Source organism: Burkholderia sp. Ap-955, assembly GCF_011753045.1.
GTDB lineage: Bacteria > Pseudomonadota > Gammaproteobacteria > Burkholderiales > Burkholderiaceae > Burkholderia > Burkholderia lata_D.
Window position 1 is genome coordinate 21,230 of record NZ_VWWH01000029.1, and the last position, 21,187, is coordinate 42,416.

Here is a 21,187-nt window from a genome sequence, read left to right on the forward strand (position 1 = left end):
GCAGTTTACTGCAGCCCCGTGACGATGTCGGAGCGGTCGGGGCCGCGCGACGGCCGCAGGAAGCCGTAGTCGGTGCGTTCGCGGGCCGGCTGCGCGCTGAAGTGATCGAGCGCGTGCTCGACGAAGCTGCGCGTGCGCGCCGGCACGTACTGGCGATTCGGGTAGACGAGCGACAGCTGCGTGTCGGGATCGTCGATCCGGTAGCCGGCCATCAGCCGCACGAGCGTGCCGCTGGCGAGCGCGCTGGCGACGCACGGCTCGGGCAGCACCGCGATGCCCGCGCCGGCCACGGCGGCCGCGTGGACGAGCGCGAGCTGATTGACCGTGCAGGCCGGGCGCACCGTGACGGAATGCGCGACGCCGTCGTGGCCGACCAGTTGCCACGTGGGCGCATGCTGATGCGGCGCGAGCGTGACCCAGTCGTGGCCCGGCAGGTCGTCGGGCAGGCGCGGCTCGCCGCGTCGCTCGAGATAGGCCGGCGCCGCGACCGCGACGAACGGGTTGGGCGCAAGGGCGTGGCCGATCAGCGTCGGATTGCCGTCGAGCCGGTTGCCCGTGACGATGCCGACGTCGTACCCGGAATCGAGCACGTCGAGCGGCCCCTCGGCGACGGTCAGCTGCACGCGCAACTCCGGGTAGCGGTGCCGGAAGCTGCTGACGAGCGGCGTCAGCGCAAGCGGCGACAGCAGGCCCGACGCGACGACGCGCAGCGTGCCGGCCGGCTCGCGCACCGCATGTGCGACGGACGATTCGAGGTGGTCGAATTCCTCGAGCAGCGCCCGGCACCCGTCGAGATAGCGCACGCCGGCCTCGGTGAGCGACAGGTTCCGCGTGGTGCGGTGGATCAGCCGGGTGTTCAGGTGGCCCTCGAGCATCGCGATCGAACGCGTGACGAGTGCATTGGACACACCGAGATGGTGCGCCGCGCGCCGGAAGCTCTGTTGCTCGGCGACGCAGACGAATACACGCATGGTCTGAATCTGGTTCATGGCTTGCGTATTTCTGGCCCGGTTGATTGATTATGGTTGTGGTTTTACGCCGCGCAGCTCGAAAGCGCATCACGCGGCCCCTCAGTTTTTGCATCGTATCGAAAAATCGTTTTCTTCGATTCCGCAGACGATTGTTCAATACAGAGCGATATCCGTCAACCTGAGAAAATGGGCGGGTTGCGGAAAATCGAAATCGGGAGTAACGCGTTAAACGCAGTGCTGTCTCGCATGCCGGCCGTTCAAAGGTGGCACGGTATTCGAATAAGCATGTTTGGCACGAATGTTTTGTAGTTAAATCAAATTGTTACGAGATATTTTCGTGGGTTTGTTCAGGTATTGCCAGGAAGCGTTCCCCAATTCATGCCGTAGTAAGGGATGTTTTTCTGCCGTGCGGGGGTTTAGCGTATCGGATTCCGCGCGGCGATTTTCATCACGGATCCGGTCTATTTCAATCGATACGGAAGTCGCGCTGAAGCGGCGATGTCGACGAAGCGCGGTGTTATTGACGGAGAAAATCGTGCGCTTGACGCACGAGTGGAACCGTTTCACAACCTGGCCGGCAATCCATTTTCAATCCGGATGATCGGCGTGCGACCCGCGCACGGCTGGCTGGCCCGGTCGCCGGACCGGGCCACCGTCGCGCTGTCCGGCCGCGCGTGCCTCTTGCGCGAGGCGGCGGAACGCGGAATGATCGATCAGTTCGCCATGCAGCGCGGCGGGCGTCCGTGCACTTCCTTTCCTCACCTTTTACCAGCCATGTCCATCGATTACTCGCCGATTCCCTGTCCCGTCGTCGTGCCGCTCGACGCGATCCTGCCCGAAGAACCGCTGCTGATGATGGGGGCCGGCCCGGTCCCGATCCCGGCCGCCGTCGCGAAGGCGAACACGATCGTGATCAACCACCTCGGCGCGACGATGGCGAAGATCATCGAGCAGGTGAAGGAGATGGCGCGCTACGTGTTCCAGACCCGCACGAAGTGGGTGCTCGGCGTCGCGGGCCCCGGTTCGGCCGCGATGGAGATGGCGATCTCGAACCTCGCGTGGCGCGGCACGCGCGTGCTGTCGATCCGCAACGGCTTCTTCAGCGCGCGGATGGCCGAGATGGCCACGCGCGTCGGCGCCGACGTCGCGACGCTCGAAGTGGCCGACCGCGCGGTCGCCGGCCTCGACGAGATCGCGGACGCGATCGCGCGCGAGCGGCCCGAGATCGTCACGATCGTGCAGGGCGAGACGTCGAACACCGTTTGGAACCGCGACTTGCGCGACATCGCGGCGCTCGCGAAGGCGGCCGGCGCGCTGGTCGTGGTCGACGCGGTGTGCACGCTTTCGACGATGCCGCTCGAGATGGACGCGTGGGGCATCGACGCGGTGATCACCGGTGGCCAGAAAGGGCTGTCGTCGATCCCGGGCGTGTCGCTGATCGCGTTTTCCGACGCCGCGTGGAACCGCATGAAGCAACGCCCCGAACCGAACGCGCACTGGTGCCTCGACATGGCGCTCGCGGAGAACTTCTGGCACAACGCCGGCTATCACTACACGGCGCCCGTGTCGGGCGTGCTCGCGCTGCACGAAGCGCTGCGGCTCGTCTGCGCGGAGACGCTCGAAAGCCGCTTCGCACGCCACCTGCGCTGCTCGCTCGCGCTGCAGGCGGGCGTCGAGTCGATGGGGCTCAAGCTCTATGCGCCGAAGGACTGCCGGCTCAATTCAGTGGTCGGGATCGAGACGCCGGAAGGGCTCACGCCGGGGATGGTCTGCGGCCATATCTCGAAGCAGTACCAGGTCGAGATTTCCGGCTCGTTCGGCTTGCCGATCGTACGGATCGGGCAGATGGGCGAGCAGTGCCGCGAACACAACCTGTTCCGCACGCTGCATGCGTTCGGCCGCACGATGGTCGACCTGAAGGTGCCGGTCGACCTGCCGGCCGGCGTCGCGGCGCTCGAACAGGAACTCTCGCGGCGCGGCGCGTAAGCGGGGAAACGACGAAAGGGGCCGCGCTCAGCGGCCCTGCATCGCGCGCCGGTACGTATTCGGCGTCGTGCCGTGTGCGTCGCGGAAGCGATGGCTGAAGTGGCCGGCGTTCGCATAGCCGCAGTCGGCCGCGATCTGCGCGAGCGGCAGCGCCGTCGTGCGCAGCAGCTCGCGTGCCCGCGCCAGCCGTTGCTCGGCCACCCACGCGTGCGGCGCGCGGCCGAACGACAGCCGGAACATCCGCGAGAAGTGGTATTCGGACAGCGCGGCGACGTCGGCGAGTTCGCCGAGCGTCAGCGGTTGCGTCAGGTACGTGTCGATGTAGTCGCGCACGCGGCGACGCACGGCCGGCGCGAGCCCGCCGCGGAACGACGTGTCGGTGCGGGTCGTGCTCTGCCCGCGCAGCAGCAGGCTCAGCACCTCGTGCGCGGTCTCGTTCACGCGCAGCCGTTCGTCGGCATCGTCCCAGCCGTCCAGCGCGAGCGAGCGCAGCAGCGCGGCGACGCGCGCATCCTCGAAGTAAGTGCGGTCGGCGAGCTTCAGCTCGCGCGGCTCGCGGTCGAGTTCGCGGATCGCGCGCTGCGTGAAGTGCTCGGGCAGGAAATACAGGTGGATGAAGTGCATCTCGCCGCGCACCCACCAGCGCGATTCATGGTCACCCGGCAGCGCGCACAGCAGGCTCGGTGCGCCGTAGCGCGGCACGCGCTGGCGCTCGGTCCGGTAGCCGCCGTCGAGGTAGCACGACAGCGTGTGGTGGCCCGGCTGCTCGTAGACCGTCTCGCTTTCGTCGGTGATCCGCGTCCATTCGGCGATCGCGAGATGGTCGCCGAGCCACGCGAAGCGCTCGAGCGTCGCGTTCGCGTCCGCGAGCGTGCGGCAGACCGACTGCAGGCCGAACGGCAGATCGCCGCCAGCCAGGGCGGTGGGGTGGTCGACGGGCGGCGCGGAAAGGGAGGGGCTCATGATGGGCCGAGTATAAGCGGGCGCGCGGCGCCGCGTGCGGCGGCCCGAAAAAGACCGCAATTCCGGACAATCGGCGTGCGCCCGGCGGCGGCATAGTCGGGATCCGTTTCACCTGCTTTTTGGATCGTTGCCGCCATGAACCTGTCGCTTTATTTCGTCACCGTGCTGATCTGGGGCACCACCTGGATCGCGATCAAATGGCAGCTCGGCGCCGTGCCGCCGCCCGTGTCGATCGCATGGCGCTTCTGGCTCGCGGCCGCCGTGCTGTTCGCGCTGCTGCGCGTGATGCGCCGACCGGTGCGCCCGCCGCGTGAAGCGTGGCGCTTTCTCCTCGCGCAGGGCTTTGCACTGTTCTGCCTGAACTTCCTGTGCTTTTACTATGCGGAGCAGGTCGTGCCGAGCGGCCTCGTCGCGGTGATCTTCTCGACCGCGCCGTTGCTGAACTCGATCAACGGCCGGCTGTTCATGGGCCGTCCACTGCGGCCGTCGGCGATCGCCGGCGCGCTGCTAGGGCTGGCCGGCATCGCGTGCCTGTTCTGGCAGCAGATGGCCGGCCATCTCGACGACCACGCGACGTGGACGGGGCTCGCGATCGCGTTCGCGGGCACGATGTGTTTCTCGATCGGCAACCTGCTGTCGAGCCGGATGCAGTCGATGGGGCTGCACCCGCTCGCGACCAACGGCTGGGCGATGCTGATCGGCGCGGCGATCCTGACCGTCGGCAGCGTGGCGGCCGGGATGCCGTTCACGCTCGACACGAGCCCGCGTTATCTCGGCGCGCTCGTCTACCTGGCCGTGCCCGGCTCGGTGATCGGCTTTACCGCCTATCTGACCCTCGTGGGCCGGATCGGGCCGGAGCGCGCCGCGTACTGCACGGTGCTGTTCCCGATCGTCGCGTTGGCCGTGTCGACAGTGTTCGAGGGCTACCAGTGGTCGCCGCTCGCGGTGGTGGGGCTGCTGCTGGTGGTGGCCGGCAACCTGGTCGCGTTCGACCTGACGAGGCGGTTGTTTTTGCGGGCGGCGTGATCGGCGTGCCGGGTACCGCGACGCGCAAGAGCGCGGTTATCTGACGTTCTATCCGGAGGACGACCCTCCGGATGGGGAAGGTGTTCCCTCACGTGTGAATGATTGGTTTTCGACTTGAGGCCGAATCACCGGCAAGCGCACCCGGGCGGGATGAACAAGTTGGCTGCCGGATGGAAAGCAACCCCGAAGAAATCAAGCTATCGCACCGATCCACCGGCGTATTCCCGCGCTAGGTCGATTCAAACGGTAAAACAGAACAATTCACATCTGTTATGGATGTCGAATCATATTCGTCCGATTGATCGACGTTTCTTATCTGGAATAGCGTCTCTAGGCAGCCATTCCATTTACTGAGACAGGGAAGCCGGATGAAAAACGAACTCAAAGCACCGACCCATCTTTTCGCCACCGTTGGCGCGCTCACGGAACGCGGTGGACGTGTCACCACCGCAACCAGCGGCCTGACATTGGCCGGATTGGAAGTCGCCTGCGTCGGCGATGTAGTGACCTATGACGACGGTAGCGAGGCCGCGATTATCGACGGCGCGGGAAACAACCATAGCGGAGGCAAGCCATTCGCGTTAGTGGGCAGCCGGTTGAGCAACGGCGACCGCATTACCGAAACGCTGCGCACTTCGTGGGGCATTCACGCACGGGATGGGCAATGCGTTGCGGGCCTGTTCGATCCGACCTATTTGCCGCCGCTCGCGCCGCCTGCCTACAGACTGGCCGTACGTGGCGCGACAACAGCGCGCGGCGGTGCATTGCGCGAGCCGTCCGGTACGTGGGAAGTAGCGCCGCACCTGGGAAAGGCTGCCACGGTGGGCGACCTGATCCACTATCCGGACGGTTCAACCGCGCGCGTGACGAGCGGTCTGGGTTTGGCAGACGGGCCCGACTTCGCGCCGCTCGCATTCGTTGGCAGCGAACTCGATAACGGCGACACGATCACCGATAGTCCCGAACGACAAGGCGTAGCGTCGTCCGTTGTATTTAGCGTCGTCACCCGCTCGTCCATGCCCCGCTGAGGTAGCGTCCATGATTCGCTACTTTCTTGCCAAAGGCGACCGCGCCGGGGAAGCCGTGATTGTCGAAGGCCTCGACAGCGTGACCTGTTCCAATCCGCCGCCGAAGGTTCATATCGCCACGCTGGATATGAAGACCTACTGTACGGCGTGCAAGCGCGAAGGGTACATCGCACCGCAAGGGCCGCGCCGGCCCGGTACCGGCCCGAACGGCAAACAGTGGGCATTGAGCGGGGATATCAATGTCTGCGGATGCAACCCGCCGCCGATCTTCTACGCTGAGCGCGGCATGCGGATGATTTTCACTGCGGGCGAAATTTCGACGCTGGATGGGCGCAAACCTGGCGCAGCCCATCTGCCGTTTGCCTTATCGGATGCCGTACATGACGAGCAATTTACCTTGCTCGATGATGCACACCGCCCGCTCGCCAACGTTCGCTATCGAATCGTCACCGACACCGGGCAGATCTTCGCAGGCACCACGGACGCGGCCGGGCAAACAGATCGAATTGCCACCGACGCCGCAGCATCTTTGAAAATCCATACGAAGGGGCAATGACGCAATGAGCGGTTTTTCGGGAAATAAATACGACTTCGAAGTTCAGGAAAACGAAGAATGGGTCCTCGTCCATTCGGGGGCCGTCACCAATACCAATCCGGGGTCGATGGTCTATGTGTCCATCAACACGACACCCATATGCGCGAACATGACCAACAAGGCGTTCAGGGAATTAGTCATGAAGGCCCGCGATGCGGCGATTTCGTTGATACAACAGCGTATCGCGGGTGTGACTACGTGGAACGTAGCGGAACAGGCGCGTGCCCGCCTCTACTTCGGCCGTGCCGACGACGACATCCGAACAACCCTGGCGATCGGGCTTCCGAAGCTGCTCAACGCGATGCAAGAGCTTGTTCCGGAGAAAATTGTTCGATGGGATGACGCCATGAACAAGCAACTCACCTGCGGTGTGATACCCGACAGTGGCAGCAACACGGCTGGAGTATGCAAGCTAGACTCCGAAAAACGAATTATTGCCATCTATTCGAAGTTCTGTACGATTTCAAACGGCGACTTGTGGACGGCGGCGAAGGTCAAGACACTCATTCACGAATGCACGCACTATATCGACACTTTCGATTCGGATGACATTGCGTATTTCGATACGGAATCCGGATTGAGAATTTTTGCAATGAGCAATCCTGATAGCGCGATCCGAAACGCGGATAGCATTACGGGATACATTGCTACCTTCGACAGGACGGTCATGAAATGAAGACCCACATCAAAGATGCCATCCGGAGCGCATCAGCGATGCTCGCATTATTCGCATACCTTGGCATCACGCCTGCACACGCATGCACCATAGGCGAGTCGGTCCGAATCCGGTTGCCGCTAAACGGCATTGCCGTTTCCAAGGCCGACAGGCTAAGAATCGCCGACGCAGTAATCGAGGCAAAAAATTGGCCAGGCGTCGAAATTCAAGCCGTCATAATATCCGGCGCTTATACGAAAGAACGGAGCGGTGAACGGCTTAAAGATGAGCGCGCCATGGGGATTGGCGCATATCTAAAACAACTGGGAATCAAGAGTGAAAACATCGTCGTCGAAAAGAAGACATTCACCGATGAGATGGTGCGAAAGAGCGACGGAACGCTAGACTTGTATCAGATTGATATCGAACTGGTTCCCCTGTGCCGGGGCGGATGTCAAAAGCTTTGTGACGACCCTCGTGTAACGCCCCGAAGCCGGGCGATCCAGTGAGGCCAATGACGCCCGCAAAGAGCGGGCGTCATTGACTCGCGGGCGATGGTTCGCGAACGCGTTCCGCACAGCGTTCGCCGATCATTACCCTCTTCTGTCCTTATGCCGCCGCGCCGCTTCCCTCGACCCGCGCCTGCCGCTGGTACAGCACCATCGACAGCGCGACGCCCGCGGCAGCCGCCACCGCCGCGAACAGGAACACCTGCGGATAGCCGAACGCGCCCGCGACATAGCCGGCGAGCGGGCCCGTGATGCCGAGCGACAGGTCGAGGAACACCGAGTACGCGGACAGCGCCGCGCCGCGGCTCGCGGGCGGCACGAGTGCGACGGCCTCGACGCCGAGCGCCGGGAAGATCAGCGCGAAGCCGAAACCCGTCAGCGCGGCGCCGACGAGTGCGATGTGCGGCACCGGCGCGAGCCACAGCAGCAACAGGCCCGAACATTCGAATGCGAACGACACGATCGCGACGCGGAAGCCGCCGTAGGTCTTGATCGTGTTCGCGAACAGCAGGCGTGCGCCGATGAACAGCGTGCCGAATACGGTCAGCGACAGGGCGGCGTTCGGCCAGTGGCGCGCCGCATAGTACAGCGTGACGAAGGTCGCGATCGAGCCGAAGCCGGCCGAGCCGAGCGCGAGGCCTAGGCCGTGCGGCAGCACGCGCGTAAACACGCTTGCGTACGACATCCGTTCGCCGTGCACGAGCGGCACCGAAGCGATCAGGCGTGCGAGGTAGAAGCCGATTGCGGCAAGCGCGATCACGAGCACGCCGATCAGCGCCGGATTCAGCGTATTCGCGATCGCGACGCCGACCGGCGCGCCGAGCGCGAGCGCGCCGTAGGTCGCGATGCCGTTCCACGAGATCACCTTCGCGTTGTGCGTGACGCCGACCCGGCCGATGCCCCACAGGATCGCGCCAGTGCCGCACAGGCTCTCGCCGACGCCGAGGACGAGCCGGCTCGCGACCAGCAGCACGAGGCTCGCGACCGGCCAGTGCGCGAGCAGCAACGCGACGAGCAGCAGCACGCCCGACACGCCGCAACCGACCAGCCCGCGCAACACCGTCTGCTTCGGGCCGAGCGTATCGGCCAGGCGCCCGGCGAGCGGCCGCGACGCGAGCGTCGCGAAATACTGGACGCTGATCGCGCCGCCGGCGACGATCGCGGAAAAGCCGAGGTCGCCGTGGACGAAGCCCGGCAGCACCGCGAGCGGCAGGCCGATGGTCAGGTAGCAGATGAACGTGAAGCAGACGACGGACACGATTTGCAGCGTGACCGCGAACCCGCTGCGCGGCGGTGTGGCGGAATCGGTTGACATGGGGTCGGAACGAATGAACGAGACGGCAGAGGACGGCGAAAAAGGGAATCGGGATTTTCCCATGGAACCGGTTTTCACGCAGGTACCATTTAGTTAATCGCGACCTGTTTTCGACGATCACGGACGGTCGCGGGGGCGCTGGGAAGAGGCTCGGCGCGCCGTGTGGAAAGGGCGTCGGGCGGGCCCGGCGCTCATATCGCGGCAGTTATATGGGCCCCATGCGTGATGGGCTATGGGTTGCGAAATTTGATGGTGATAGCGTGCAAACTGTCAGAAAAACGTCGGTCGAGCGCAAAGCGCGGGCCGCCTTGCCCCCATTTGAAGAACCATCGAGACATGAGTGAGCCGATCCGCTTCTACCATCGTCACGCGATCCGCGAAGTCAGCGGCGCGGACGTTACCCGCACCGTGCTGCAATACCTGCGCGAGGACGCGCATTGCACCGGCACCAAGGAAGGCTGCGCGGAAGGCGACTGCGGCGCGTGCACGGTCGTCGTCGGCGAGCTGACCGACGCCGGCGCGGTCGAGTTCAAGGCCGTCAACGCGTGCATCCAGTTCCTGCCGACGCTGGACGGCAAGGCGCTGCTGACGGTCGAGGACCTGCGCCAGCCGGACGGTGCGCTGCATCCGGTGCAGCAGGCGATGGTCGACTGCCATGGTTCGCAATGCGGGTTCTGCACGCCCGGCTTCGTGATGTCGATGTGGGCGCTGTACGAGAAGCACGGCCACGAAGGCTGCGGCCGTGCCGGCACGTGCGCGAAGGCGAAGGACGTGCCGACGCGCACCGAGATCGCCGATGCGCTGACCGGCAACCTGTGCCGCTGCACCGGCTATCGCCCGATCGTCGATGCGGCCGTTCAGATGTTCGACGCGCCGGCGCCGTCGGCGCCGGTCGACACCGCCGCGCTGGCCCGCACGCTCGCGTCGCTCAAGCGCGACGATACGTTCGACTACACGACGATCAACGGCGCGCGCTTCGCGGCGCCGCGCACGCTCGACGGGCTGGCCGCGCTGAAGGTCGAGCGTCCCGACGCGCGCATTCTCGCGGGCAGCACCGACATCGGCCTGTGGGTCACCAAGCAGATGCGCCGGCTCGACGACCTGATCTACGTCGGCCAGATCGCCGAACTGCAGAACATCGTGCACGGCGACGACTGGATCGAAATCGGGGCTGGCGTGACGGTCGAGAAAGGGTATGCGGCGCTGGCCGGCCAGTATCCGGAACTGACCGAGATGTGGAAGCGCTTCGCGTCGCTGCCGATCCGCAACGCGGGCACGATCGGCGGCAACGTCGCGAACGGCTCGCCGATCGGCGATTCGATGCCGGGCCTGATCGCGCTCGGCGCGCGCGTGGTGCTGCGCGGCGGCGACACGGTGCGCGAGCTGCCGCTCGAGGCGCTGTACACGGGCTATCAGCAGAAGGACATGGCGCCGCACGAATTCGTCGTCGGCCTGAAGGTGCCGACCCGCACCGGCGCGCGCGAGAAGCTGCAGTTCCGCACGTACAAGCTGTCGAAGCGGTTCGACTCCGACATCTCGGCCGTGTGCGCGGCGTTCGCGTTCATCGCGGACGGCGACACGATCCGCGAGCCGCGTATCGCGTTCGGCGGGATGGCCGCGACGCCGAAGCGCGCGACCCAGACGGAAGCCGTGCTCGACGGCGCGCAGTGGCACGAAGCCACCGCGCAGGCGGCGATGCAGGCGCTCGAGCGCGACTACCAGCCGCTGTCCGACATGCGCGCGACGAGCACGTACCGCCTCGATACCGCGAAGAACCTGATGTATCGCTTCTGGCTGGAGACGCGCCCGCACGACCCGCTGCCGCCGCAAGCCCTGAATGTGCGTGAAGTGGCCGCCGAACCCGGCACCGACGCGGCGCGCGTCTGAAGACGGAGAACACCGAACATGAACCAGCAAGCAGAACCGTTCCTGAGCACCCTCGACCCGCAAGCCGACGCCGCGCAGGTCCACGTCTCGCGCGCGCACGAATCCGCGCACCTGCACGTCAGCGGGCGGGCCACCTACACCGACGACATCCCGATCGTCGCGGGCACGCTGCACGCGGCGCTCGGCCTGTCGGCGAAGCCGCACGCGAAGATCGTGTCGATGAACTTCGACGCGGTGCGCGCGACGCCGGGCGTGGTCGCCGTGTTCACGGCCGACGACATCCCGGGTGTCAACGATTGCGGCCCGATCATCCACGACGACCCGGTGCTCGCGAAGGGCATCGTGCAGTTCGTCGGCCAGCCGATGTTCATCGTCGTCGCGACGTCGCATGAAATCGCGCGGCTCGCCGCGCGCCGCGCGCAGGTCGACTACGAGGAGCTGCCGGCGATCCTCACCGCGCAGGAAGCGCGCGCGGCCGAAACCTACGTGATCCCGCCGCTGAAGCTCGCGCGCGGCGACGCGGCCGCGCGGCTCGCCGTCGCGCCGCACCGCGAGTCGGGCGAAATGCTGCTCGGCGGCCAGGAGCAGTTCTACCTCGAAGGGCAGATCGCGTACGCCGTGCCGAAGGACGACGACGGGATGCACGTGTACTGCTCGACGCAGCACCCGAGCGAGATGCAGCACCTGGTCGCGCACGTGCTCGGCGTCGCGTCGCACAACGTGCTGGTCGAATGCCGCCGGATGGGCGGCGGGTTCGGCGGCAAGGAATCGCAGTCGGGCCTGTTCGCGTGCTGCGCGGCGCTCGCGGCGTGGAAGCTGCTGTGCCCGGTGAAGTTGCGTCCGGACCGTGACGACGACATGATGATCACCGGCAAGCGGCACGACTTCCATTACCGCTTCGACGTCGGCTACGACGACGATGGCCGCATCGACGGCGTCGCGCTCGACATGACGTCGCGCTGCGGCTTCTCGGCCGACCTGTCGGGCCCGGTGATGACGCGCGCGGTGTGCCACTTCGACAACGCGTACTGGCTGGGCGACGTGAACATCGCCGGTTACTGCGGCAAGACCAACACGCAGTCGAACACCGCGTTCCGCGGGTTCGGCGGCCCGCAGGGCGCGTTCGCGATCGAGTACATCCTCGACGACGTCGCGCGTTCGCTCGATCGCGATCCGCTCGACGTCCGCTATGCGAACCTGTACGGCAAGACCGAACGCAACGTCACGCCGTACGGGCAGACGGTCGAGGACAACGTGCTGCAGGAGCTGCTCGGCGAACTCGAAGCGACGAGCGACTACCGTGCGCGGCGTGCCGGCGTGCGCGCATTCAACGCACGCAACACGGTGCTGAAGAAGGGCATCGCGATCACGCCGGTGAAGTTCGGCATCGCGTTCAACGTCACGCACTTCAACCAGGCCGGCGCGCTGGTGCACATCTACACCGACGGCTCGGTGCTCGTGAACCACGGCGGCACGGAGATGGGACAGGGGCTCAACACGAAGGTCGCGCAGGTCGTCGCGCACGAGCTCGGCATCCGCTTCGGCCGGATCCGCGTGACGGCGACCGACACCAGCAAGGTCGCGAACACGTCCGCGACGGCCGCGTCGACGGGCTCGGACCTGAACGGCAAGGCCGCGCAGGATGCGGCGCGCCAGCTGCGCGAGCGGCTCGCGGTGTTCGCGGCGAAGCAGTTCGGCGACGGCAAGGTCGACGCGGCCGACGTGACGTTCGGCAACGACGTCGTGTGGATCGGCGGCAACGGCGTGCCGTTCGGCGAAGTGATCGCGAAGGCGTACCTCGCGCGCGTGCAGCTGTGGTCCGACGGTTTCTACGCGACGCCGAAGCTGTACTGGGATCAGTCGAAGCTGCAGGGCCGGCCGTTCTACTACTACTCGTACGGCGCGGCCGTGTCGGAAGTCGTGATCGACACGCTGACGGGCGAGATGCGCACGCTGCGCGTCGATGCGCTGCACGACGTGGGTGCGTCGCTGAACCCGGCGCTCGATATCGGCCAGGTCGAAGGCGCGTTCATCCAGGGGATGGGCTGGCTCACGACCGAGGAGCTGTGGTGGAACAAGGGCGGCAAGCTGATGACGCATGCGCCGTCGACGTACAAGATCCCGACGGTGAACGACACGCCGCCGGAATTCAACGTGCGGCTGTTCAAGAACCGCAACGTCGAGGACAGCATCCATCGTTCGAAGGCCGTCGGCGAGCCGCCGCTGCTGCTGCCGTTCTCGGTGTTCTTTGCGGTGCGCGATGCAGTGGCCGCGGTCGGCGACTACAAGGTGAACCCGCCGCTCGACGCGCCGGCGACCGGCGAGTCGATCCTGCGTGCGGTCAGCGCGGTGCGTGCGGCACGCGCCGGTCAGGCAGGCTGAGATGAAACGCCTCCCACGCTCACTTCGTTCACCGTCCCCCGTGGGGGCGGTCAGCCTCCTTGGGGCAGCCCGGCGGAGACCGACATGAACGGCCCCGCACGCTCGCTCCGCACCGCGTCGCCCCCGGCATTCGCGCCGGGCACCGGCCAGCGCAACCGGGCGACCGGCACGCCGGCGCCGATGCACATCGTGCTGTTCGGCGCCGGGCACGTCGGTCACGCGCTCGTCACGCTGCTCGGCGCGCTGCCGTGCGTCGTGCAGTGGGTCGACACGCGCGACGAGCTGTTCCCGGACGAATGTCCGCCGAACGTGCAGCCGGAGCCGACCGACACGCCGGAGGCCGTGGTCGACGCGGCGCCGCCCGGCGCGTACTTCCTCGTGATGACGCACAACCACGCGCTCGACTTCTCGCTCGCCGCGCAGATCATGCGGCGGCGCGACTACGCGTACTTCGGGATGATCGGCTCGCGCACCAAGCGCGTGAAGTTCGAGCGCCGCCTTGCCGCGCGCGGCGTCGATCCGGCGCGGCTCGTGGAGATGGTGTGCCCGATCGGCGTCGCGGGCATCGTCGACAAGGCGCCGGGCGCGATCGCGGTGGCCGTGTGCGCGGAGCTGCTGCAGGTGCGCTCGGGCATGCCGGTGGCCGACGCGAAGGCGGCCGCATCGGGGCGTGCGCGCGACGACGTGTCCTGCGCGCGATAGCGCCGCGCGGCCAGCGCAGGGCCGCGCGATTTTGCCTACACTGCACGACGACGCGCGGCATCGGGCCGCGCCTTACCGTGCACGTGCCATGTCCGATCATCAGGTTTATCTCGACGCGCTCGATGCGAGCCTCGTCGCCATCGAGCGCTGGCTGTCCGGCGTCGATACCGCACCCGAGGCGCTCGATGCGCTGCTCGCCGCGTTTTCCGCCGAATTCACGATGATCCTGACCGACGGTCGCGTCGTCGATCATGACGGTACGCGCGCGCTGTTCGCGAAGCTCGCCGGCGCGAAGCCGGGGCTGCGCATCACGCTGTCGGACACCCGCGTGCTCGCGGCCGACGCATCGCATGTGACGCTCACCTATCTCGAAGCGCAGCACGCGGCGTCGGGCGAGCTGCCCGCGCGCCGTGCAACCGCCGTGTTCGAGCGCGACGCGGCGGGCGTCGTGCGCTGGGCCCATCTGCAGGAAACCTTCTGCACGGCCTGAGCTTGAGCGGCCGCGCCGTGTTTCGTGCCGCGGCTCAGCGCTTGCGGCTGCGGGGAACCGTCAGCTCGTCGGACACGCTCTGCATCAGCGCGCACAGCCACGCGATGTCGGTCGGGCGGTCGGGCTGCGGATGCGTGAGCAGGTAGCTCTTGATGCGCGGGAACGGCACGGGCGGCGTGACGACCACGAGCGGCAGCAACTGCGCATAGTGCGTCGCGAAGCGGCGCGTCGTCGTGAAGATCAGGTCCGATTGCAGCAGCACCTGAGGCACGATGCCGAAGTAGGGCAGCGTCGTCACGATGCGTCGCGTGAGGCGCGCGCGTGTCAGGCCGATCTCGATCGCGTTGCGCTTGTCGCCGGTGTACGGCGTCGGCGCGACGTGCGCGGCCGACGCGTACGCTTCGCGCGTGAGCGGCTCGCGTGCGAGCGGGTGCGCATCGCGCATCAGGCACACGATCGTGTCGGAGAACAGGTCCTGGCGCGCGAACTGCGGGTCGGGCTTCGGCCAATTGCCGATCACGAGATCGAGCGCGCCCGATTCGAGCGCGCCTGCGTGATCGAGTGCGGGATTCAGCGAATCGATTTCCAGATGGGCATGCGGCGCCGCGTCGCGAAAGCGCTCGATCAGCGTCGGCATGAAGAAATCGTTCAGGTAATCGGGGGCGGCGACGCGGAACGTGCGCCGCGCGGTCGACGGATCGAAATCGCCGTGCGGCGTCGCGATGAAGTCGACCTCGCGCAGCGCGCGCTGCGCGGCCTCGAGCAGCGACGCGCCGTATTCGGTCGGCACCATCCCGGATTTGCCGCGCACGAGGATCGGGTCGTTCAGCGTCTCGCGCAGCTTGCGCAGCGCGGTGCTGATCGCGGGCTGGGTCTGGTTCAGCCGCAGCGCGGCCTGCGTGACGCTGCGCTCGAGCAGCAGCGTGCGCAACACGCGCACGAGCCAGATATCGAGCGAGGCGGTACGGTCGTCTTCTTCCATCGTAGGGGGTGATTCGGCGGAAGCGTAACCTTACCGCAGCCGCGCGTTGGCGTGCGTGATACCGGCCATCACACGCGGCCCTTCGGCAGCGCGCTGATCCGCTTGACCTCGCGCGATTCGAGCCAGTTCGGCGTGCGCGCGCAGTACAGCACCATCGGCAGCGCGTCCTCGCCCCAGAACAGCTGCTGGTTCATCCAGAACGTCGGCACGCCGAACACGCCGAGCGCGATCGCGTCGGCGTTGTTGCGGGCCAGTTGCGCGGTGGTCTCCTCGAACTCGATCAGCTCGTCGCCGTGGCCGACGCCGACGCGCTCGCACAGTGCCGCGAAGCCTTCCGGCGTCGACGGGTCGTTGCCGTCGTGCCAGATGAAGCGGAACATTTCCAGCACGGTCGCGATGTCGGCGCGCAGCGCGATCGCGAGGCGCAGCACCTTGTCGGAATCGAACGGATGGGCGGGCGGCATCTTGAAGCGGATGCCGAGCTGCTCGGCGCGAAACAGTGCGTGACGGTACGTGAACACGCGCTTGGCGGGCACGTCCGCGCTCGGGCGTTGCCCCCAGTGGCGCTGCAGGTGGGGCAGCGACACCGCGACGGGCTCGAACGGCACGTCCGGCCATTTGTCGAGCTGTTCGAGGAGCAGATAGGAGAACGGCGACACGAAGTCGTAGAACCAGGCGGGTTGGGCGGTATCGAGGCCGGTTGTCATGGCGATCTCCAGAAGGTGGGGCGTGCGGCGCCTGGCGGCGGCCTCCATGTTACGCGGCGGCGCGCGCATGCAGCAATGATCGCGGATCGTCCGCTCACGCGGAACCGGGAGTCGCCCGAGGGGGCGTGCCGGCCGGCGGCGCGGCCTCGGCACGTGCCTGCGGCGGGCCGCCGGCGCCCGGCGGGCCGGCCGGCGTGTCGTGGTCGTGCGCGGTGAGCCGTTCGCGCACGAAGCCGATGTGCTCGCGCAGCACGTAGAACTGCCCGGCATAAGCCAGCGGCATCTTCATCCGGTTGACGGCTTCCTCGATGTCGTCGAGCTCGTCGAGCAACTGCACGCGCTCCTCGGCCGTGTGCTCGCCGAGCGCGCGGCGCTCGAGCGCGATCAGCGCGCCGTACCAGCGATAGATGCGCGAGCGCACGCGCCAGCCGTACAGCGACGGCACGAGCCGCAGCCCGGGGATCAGCACGACGATCAGCGGCACGACCACGACGAGCAGCCGGTCGACGAGGCTCGCGACCCAGAACGGCAGCCGCCGGTACAGGAAGGTCTTGCCTGACTTGTAGTAGCGCGCGGCGTCGTCGGAGAGCGGGAACCCGCGCGTGACGGGCGACGGGAATTCGCCCGCGTGCTGCAGGATCGTCGCGTGGCCGTGCACCTCGCGCGCGGCCTCGATCAGCAGGTCGGACAACGCGGGGTGCAGCGAGTCGCGCGCGACGAGTTCGATGGTCGGCGCGACCGTGTGGATGTCGGCGGGCGGCAGGTTCCGGCCGAGATCGTAGACCCCCATCGGCAGCGTGATCGCGGTCAGGTACGGAAAGCGCCGCGCGTACGCCTCGGCCTGCGTGAACGAATACACGTGCACGCCCGGCGCGCGGAACAGTTTCGCCATCACCGGGATCTGCGTCGAGTCGCCGGACAGGAACGCCGCGTCGATCTTGCCGTCGAGCAGCGCGGTGGCCGCGTCCTCGCCGGCGGTCGGCAGCAGCTCGGTCGAGCCGCCCGGCACGATGCCGTTCATCTTCAGCAGCGCGAGGCTCAGCTCGCGCGCGCCGCTGCCTTCCGCGCCGAGCGCGAGCCGCTTGCCCTTGAAGTCGGACAGGCGCGCGACGACCGGGCCGCGATACATGATCGCGAGCGGCACGTAGCCGATGCTGCCGAGCGACACGAGATGTTCGTCGCGCTCCTTCGGGCCGATGCCGCTCTGCACGAAGCCGACGTCGACCGGCGCGTTCGGGTTCGACAGCCGCGCGAGGTTCTGGGCGGACCCCTCGGATGACTGGACGTCGAGCGTGACGCCGTTCTTCGCGAGGATCGTCTTGTATTTCTGCGCGGCGTTCCAGTACGTGCTGCCGGGCGGCCCGGACGAGATCACGAGCGTGGACGGCGGTGCCGGCTGGATCAGCTTGACCGCGAGCCAGACGGCCGCGCCGGCGAGCAGCACGGTGGGGCCGATCGACAGCGCGAGGTCGCGCCACGACACCGCGACGAAGCGGGCGAGGATGCGGCGAGGCGGGCGAGGGCGGGCTGGCTTCATGGGGGCGGCGGATGACGCTGGCGTGACGTATCGGTGACGATCGGACGGTTGTCGTGGACGCCGCCGATGCTCGCGGCGATGGTACCCGGTTTCGCCGGGCGTGCGCGAGTGGGGCGGCCTGGCGCGGCCCGGCGGCGACAATGGCGGGCGCCCCCGCGTCAAAAGCTTTGCGCTTCCGCGGGCGCTGGATTACATTGTGCGACGCAGCCGCGCCCGATTTGCGCGCGACCCGGCACCCAATGAGACCGGGCGCGTTCGGCCGGCGGCTGTCCGGCCCGGCCGGCCCGCTTTCGCGTGCGCCTGCCGCCAGCCCGTCTCGCCTCTCTCGTATCGCCGTGGAAAACACCGGCTGTCCCGCCCGTTCGCGCGCGGGCCGGCTGTTTTTGGGGGTAATCGGCCGTACTGTGCACGGCCGTTCCGGAGTGATAAGGAGATAGCATGAAGTCGATCGTGTTGAGAGCGTTGGGCGTCGCCGCCGTGGCGGCCTGTCTGTCGGGCAGCGTGTATGCGCAGTCGAGCGATGCCGCGGCATCGGAAGCGCCCGCGGCCGCGACCAGCGCGCCGAAGGCCGCCGCGAAGACCGCAAAGAAGGCGAACCGCAAGCTTGGCTACGCGGTGCGCAAGGCCATTACGAAGGCGGGCGGCATCGACGTGGCGAACATCGTCGTGCGCTCGAAGGGCGGCGCGATCACGCTGGAGGGCACGGTGCCCGACCAGGCCCAGATCGACAAGGCGGAAGAGGCGGCGAAGGGCGTGAGCGGCGTGACGTCGGTGTCGAACAAGCTGACGGTTCAGCAGCAGTAACGCCGGGCAGCGGCGCGTGAGCGCCGCATGCGCCCGTTTTCAGGCGGGCCCCGGCATGCCGGGGCCCGTTTGCGCTTCAGCGGCCGACAGTCGCGCGCGGCGCGGCGGCGGACCGATAACGATATCGGAGGGGGCGGCGATGACGAAGCTCGGGTGGGGCAGGCGGGTGGTGTGGGGCGCGGCGCTGGCCGCGGTCGCGATACTCGGCGCCTGTAACGGCGACGAGTCGGCCGAGCGCAACCGGTTGCCCGGTTTCGTGTCCGGCAACGTGCGCACGACGGCCTATGACGGCGCGAGCGACGACCTGCTGACGGCGGGCCTCGGCAAGACGGGCCTCGGCTCGGCGAGCGCCCCCGGCTTGGCGAATGCCGCCCGGCCGACGAGCGCCGAGCTGCGCCGTCTCGCGATCTGGTCGAACTACCGCGCGCTCGTCGACATGAGCGCCAACGGCGGCTACGGCCGCTTCTGGGGGCCGAACGTCGACCTCGACGGCAACGACACGCTCGGCGAAGGCAAGATCCCCGGCACCGAATATCTCGCGTACGCCGACGACGGCAGCGGCAGCAAGAACGTCACGCTGCTCGTGCAGGTGCCCGCCAGCTTCAATCCCGCGCAGCCATGCATCATCACCGCGACGTCGTCGGGCTCGCGCGGCGTGTACGGCGCGATTTCCGCGGCCGGCGAATGGGCGCTCAAGCGCGGCTGCGCGGTCGCCTACAACGACAAGGGTGGCGGCAACGGCGCGCACGAGCTGATGTCGGACACGATCACGCTGATCGACGGCACGCTCGCCAACGCGGTGCTGGCCGGCACCGCGAGCCTGTTCACCGCGAACGTCACCAGCGGCGATCTCGCCGCGTTCAATTCCCGCTTCCCGAACCGCTATGCGTTCAAGCACGCGCATTCGCAGCAGAATCCCGAGCAGGACTGGGGGCGCGTGACACTGCAGTCGGTCGAGTTCGCGTACTGGGCGCTCAACGAGCAGTTCGGACCGCTGGTCGACGGCTCGCATCATGGCGTGCGCTATCGCGCGGGCGACATCACGACGATCGCCGCGTCGGTCAGCAACGGCGGTGGCGCGTCGCTCGCGGCGGCCGAACAGGACAACCGCGGCTGGATCACCGCGGTCGTGGTCGGCGAGCCGCAGATCAACGTGCGGATGGCGCCGAACGCCATTGTGCGCTCGGGCGGCCAGCCCGTGCCGTCGTTCGGCCGGCCGCTGGCCGACTACGCGACGCTCGCTAACCTGCTGGAGCCGTGCGCGGCCGCGTCGGCGTCGCTTGCCGACGCGCCGTACCTGAGCGCGCTGCCGGCGGCGACCACGCAGTCGATTCGCACCCAGCGCTGCGCGACGCTCGCCGCGGCCGGGCTCGTGTCGGGCGCCGATACGCAAAGCCAGGCCGCCGACGCGCTCGCGCAGCTCCACGCGGCCGGCTACCTCGCCGATTCCGACCTGCTGCAAGCGCCGATGTGGGATTCGCAGGCGATTCCGGCGATCGCGGTGACCTATGCGAACGCGTACACGCGCTCGCGCGTCACCGACAACCTGTGCAATTTCAGCTTCGCGACGACGAACCCGGCGACGGGCGCCGTCGTCGCGCCCGCCACGTCGCCGATGCCGGCCGTGTTCGGCGTCGGCAACGGCGTGCCGCCGACGGCCGGCATCAACCTCGTGTTCAACACGGGCGCGGGCGTCGATCACCGGCTCGCGACGCCCGATGCAAGCTTCGCGGGCGCGCTGTGCCTGCGCCAGCTCTGGACAAACGGGATGCTCGGCATGCCCGCGAACGTCGACGCGGTGCGCGTGAACGCGAACCTGCAGGGCAAGCCGGCGATCATCGTGCAGGGCCGCAGCGACGCGCTCGTGCCCGTGAACCACGCGTCGCGCGCGTACGTCGCGCAGAATGGCGTCAGCGAAGGCGCGCGCAGCCAGCTCGTGTTCTACGAGGTGACGAACGGGCAGCACTTCGACGCGTTCCTGCCGGTGCCGGGCTTCGACACGCGCTTCGTGCCGGTTCATTACTACAACCTGCAGGCGCTGAACCTGATGTGGAAGCACTTGAAGAACGGCGCGCCGCTGCCGCCGTCGCAGGTGATCCGCACGGTGCCGCGCGGCGGCACGCCGGGCGCCGCGCCCGCGCTGACGAGCGCGAACCTGCCGCCGATCTCGGCCGCGCCGGGCGCGAACGCGATCACGGTCGGCGCCGGCGCGATCGACGTGCCGCTCTGACGGCGAGCGTCGTACCGCCCTCGCGAAGCCGGACAGTCGTCCGGCTTTTTCTTTTGGGGGCTCTGGAATCGGTCCCGAACTGCCTTTTATCGGAATGGCGAGCGCCGTAACAAATTATTACTTTACGGCGATAAATCGGGACCCTAATATGCGCCGGTATTTTCACTTAATTTAATAAATTCCAGATACGAGAATATTCCTTTCCGTTTAGTTAATCGATCCTTTCGATTTTATTAAATCGGCTCGAGTCGCGATTGATCGTCGCTTTGCGATTAATCGACCTCTCGCCGAGGGGGATTGTTCGTCTGTTCGAAGCGAGGCGCCCTTGTTGGGGCTGGCCTGGTGAGGCATGCTTTTGCCGTCGATTTTGTGCGGATGCAAATGCGCTGAATGAATATGTATTGCTGCGGATTATCGA

The 21,187-nt window shown here is 67.1% G+C and carries 18 protein-coding genes; 12 read left to right on the top strand and 6 right to left on the bottom strand.

Translation table 11 applies throughout. From position 1 onward, the window contains the following. Positions 1 to 5 precede the first annotated feature (5 nt). Positions 6 to 989, bottom strand: a complete 984-nt coding sequence (locus tag F3J15_RS17535; protein ID WP_069247265.1) for a LysR family transcriptional regulator — start codon at positions 987 to 989, stop codon at positions 6 to 8. Positions 990 to 1,745: 756 nt separating this feature from the next. On the opposite strand from F3J15_RS17535, the gene F3J15_RS17540 reads away from it, so the two are divergent. Beyond that, entirely contained in the window at positions 1,746 to 2,957 is a 1,212-nt protein-coding gene (locus tag F3J15_RS17540; RefSeq protein WP_166892979.1) for an alanine--glyoxylate aminotransferase family protein, read from the top strand. Positions 2,958 to 2,984: 27 nt separating this feature from the next. Here F3J15_RS17540 and F3J15_RS17545 read toward each other — a convergent pair whose 3' ends face one another. Beyond that, positions 2,985 to 3,920: an AraC family transcriptional regulator gene (locus F3J15_RS17545; RefSeq protein WP_089483531.1), complete on the bottom strand. Its 936-nt coding sequence runs from the start codon at positions 3,918 to 3,920 to the stop codon at positions 2,985 to 2,987. 135 nt (positions 3,921 to 4,055) lie between these two features. Here F3J15_RS17545 and F3J15_RS17550 point away from each other — a divergent pair, with 135 nt between their 5' ends. The 5 genes from F3J15_RS17550 to F3J15_RS17570 all read left to right on the top strand — a co-directional run bounded on the left by F3J15_RS17550 (position 4,056) and on the right by F3J15_RS17570 (position 7,733). Then, positions 4,056 to 4,946, top strand: coding sequence for an EamA family transporter (locus F3J15_RS17550; RefSeq protein ID WP_069247268.1), 891 nt, complete (start codon positions 4,056 to 4,058; stop codon positions 4,944 to 4,946). Between the two features lie 368 nt (positions 4,947 to 5,314). Then, entirely contained in the window at positions 5,315 to 5,974 is a 660-nt protein-coding gene (locus F3J15_RS17555) for a PAAR domain-containing protein (protein ID WP_166892982.1), read from the top strand. Positions 5,975 to 5,984: 10 nt separating this feature from the next. After that, entirely contained in the window at positions 5,985 to 6,530 is a 546-nt protein-coding gene (locus F3J15_RS17560) for a hypothetical protein (RefSeq protein WP_166892985.1), read from the top strand. Positions 6,531 to 6,534: 4 nt separating this feature from the next. Next, entirely contained in the window at positions 6,535 to 7,245 is a 711-nt protein-coding gene (locus tag F3J15_RS17565; protein ID WP_166892988.1) for a M35 family metallo-endopeptidase, read from the top strand. Further along, a complete protein-coding gene (locus F3J15_RS17570; RefSeq protein ID WP_166892991.1) occupies positions 7,242 to 7,733 on the top strand; it encodes a hypothetical protein in 492 nt (163 codons plus the stop codon). The genes F3J15_RS17565 and F3J15_RS17570 overlap by 4 nt, the downstream gene beginning before the upstream one ends. Before the next feature lie 100 nt (positions 7,734 to 7,833). Here F3J15_RS17570 and F3J15_RS17575 read toward each other — a convergent pair whose 3' ends face one another. Continuing rightward, the gene (locus F3J15_RS17575; protein WP_166892994.1) at positions 7,834 to 9,048 is read right to left on the bottom strand and encodes an MFS transporter; all 1,215 of its coding nucleotides are present in this window, start codon (positions 9,046 to 9,048) and stop codon (positions 7,834 to 7,836) included. Between the two features lie 336 nt (positions 9,049 to 9,384). On the opposite strand from F3J15_RS17575, the gene xdhA reads away from it, so the two are divergent. The 4 genes from xdhA (at position 9,385) to F3J15_RS17595 (ending at position 14,509) form a co-directional block, all read left to right on the top strand. Next, positions 9,385 to 10,935, top strand: a complete 1,551-nt coding sequence (gene xdhA, locus F3J15_RS17580) for a xanthine dehydrogenase small subunit (RefSeq protein ID WP_166892997.1) — start codon at positions 9,385 to 9,387, stop codon at positions 10,933 to 10,935. An 18-nt stretch (positions 10,936 to 10,953) separates the two neighbouring features. Then, positions 10,954 to 13,317, top strand: coding sequence for a xanthine dehydrogenase molybdopterin binding subunit (xdhB, locus tag F3J15_RS17585; protein WP_089445031.1), 2,364 nt, complete (start codon positions 10,954 to 10,956; stop codon positions 13,315 to 13,317). A gap of 84 nt (positions 13,318 to 13,401) precedes the next feature. Beyond that, positions 13,402 to 14,019 carry a xanthine dehydrogenase accessory protein XdhC gene (gene xdhC / locus F3J15_RS17590; RefSeq protein WP_166893000.1) on the top strand — a complete coding sequence of 206 codons (618 nt, stop codon included), beginning with the start codon at positions 13,402 to 13,404 and terminating at the stop codon, positions 14,017 to 14,019. A gap of 88 nt (positions 14,020 to 14,107) precedes the next feature. Further along, entirely contained in the window at positions 14,108 to 14,509 is a 402-nt protein-coding gene (locus tag F3J15_RS17595; RefSeq protein ID WP_069247273.1) for a polyketide cyclase, read from the top strand. A gap of 34 nt (positions 14,510 to 14,543) precedes the next feature. Here F3J15_RS17595 and F3J15_RS17600 read toward each other — a convergent pair whose 3' ends face one another. The 3 genes from F3J15_RS17600 to F3J15_RS17610 form a co-directional block, all read right to left on the bottom strand. Beyond that, complete coding sequence (locus F3J15_RS17600) at positions 14,544 to 15,491, bottom strand: LysR family transcriptional regulator (protein WP_069247274.1); 948 nt, start codon at positions 15,489 to 15,491, stop codon at positions 14,544 to 14,546. 68 nt (positions 15,492 to 15,559) lie between these two features. Next, positions 15,560 to 16,198: a DsbA family protein gene (locus F3J15_RS17605; RefSeq protein WP_089445035.1), complete on the bottom strand. Its 639-nt coding sequence runs from the start codon at positions 16,196 to 16,198 to the stop codon at positions 15,560 to 15,562. A gap of 94 nt (positions 16,199 to 16,292) precedes the next feature. Then, the gene (locus F3J15_RS17610) at positions 16,293 to 17,735 is read right to left on the bottom strand and encodes a TAXI family TRAP transporter solute-binding subunit (RefSeq protein ID WP_166893003.1); all 1,443 of its coding nucleotides are present in this window, start codon (positions 17,733 to 17,735) and stop codon (positions 16,293 to 16,295) included. Positions 17,736 to 18,173: 438 nt separating this feature from the next. Between F3J15_RS17610 and F3J15_RS17615 the strand changes: the two genes are divergently transcribed. Further along, a complete protein-coding gene (locus tag F3J15_RS17615) occupies positions 18,174 to 18,539 on the top strand; it encodes a BON domain-containing protein (protein WP_069247277.1) in 366 nt (121 codons plus the stop codon). Between the two features lie 139 nt (positions 18,540 to 18,678). Beyond that, complete coding sequence (locus F3J15_RS17620; protein ID WP_166893006.1) at positions 18,679 to 20,769, top strand: D-(-)-3-hydroxybutyrate oligomer hydrolase; 2,091 nt, start codon at positions 18,679 to 18,681, stop codon at positions 20,767 to 20,769. Positions 20,770 to 21,187: the final 418 nt, after the last annotated feature.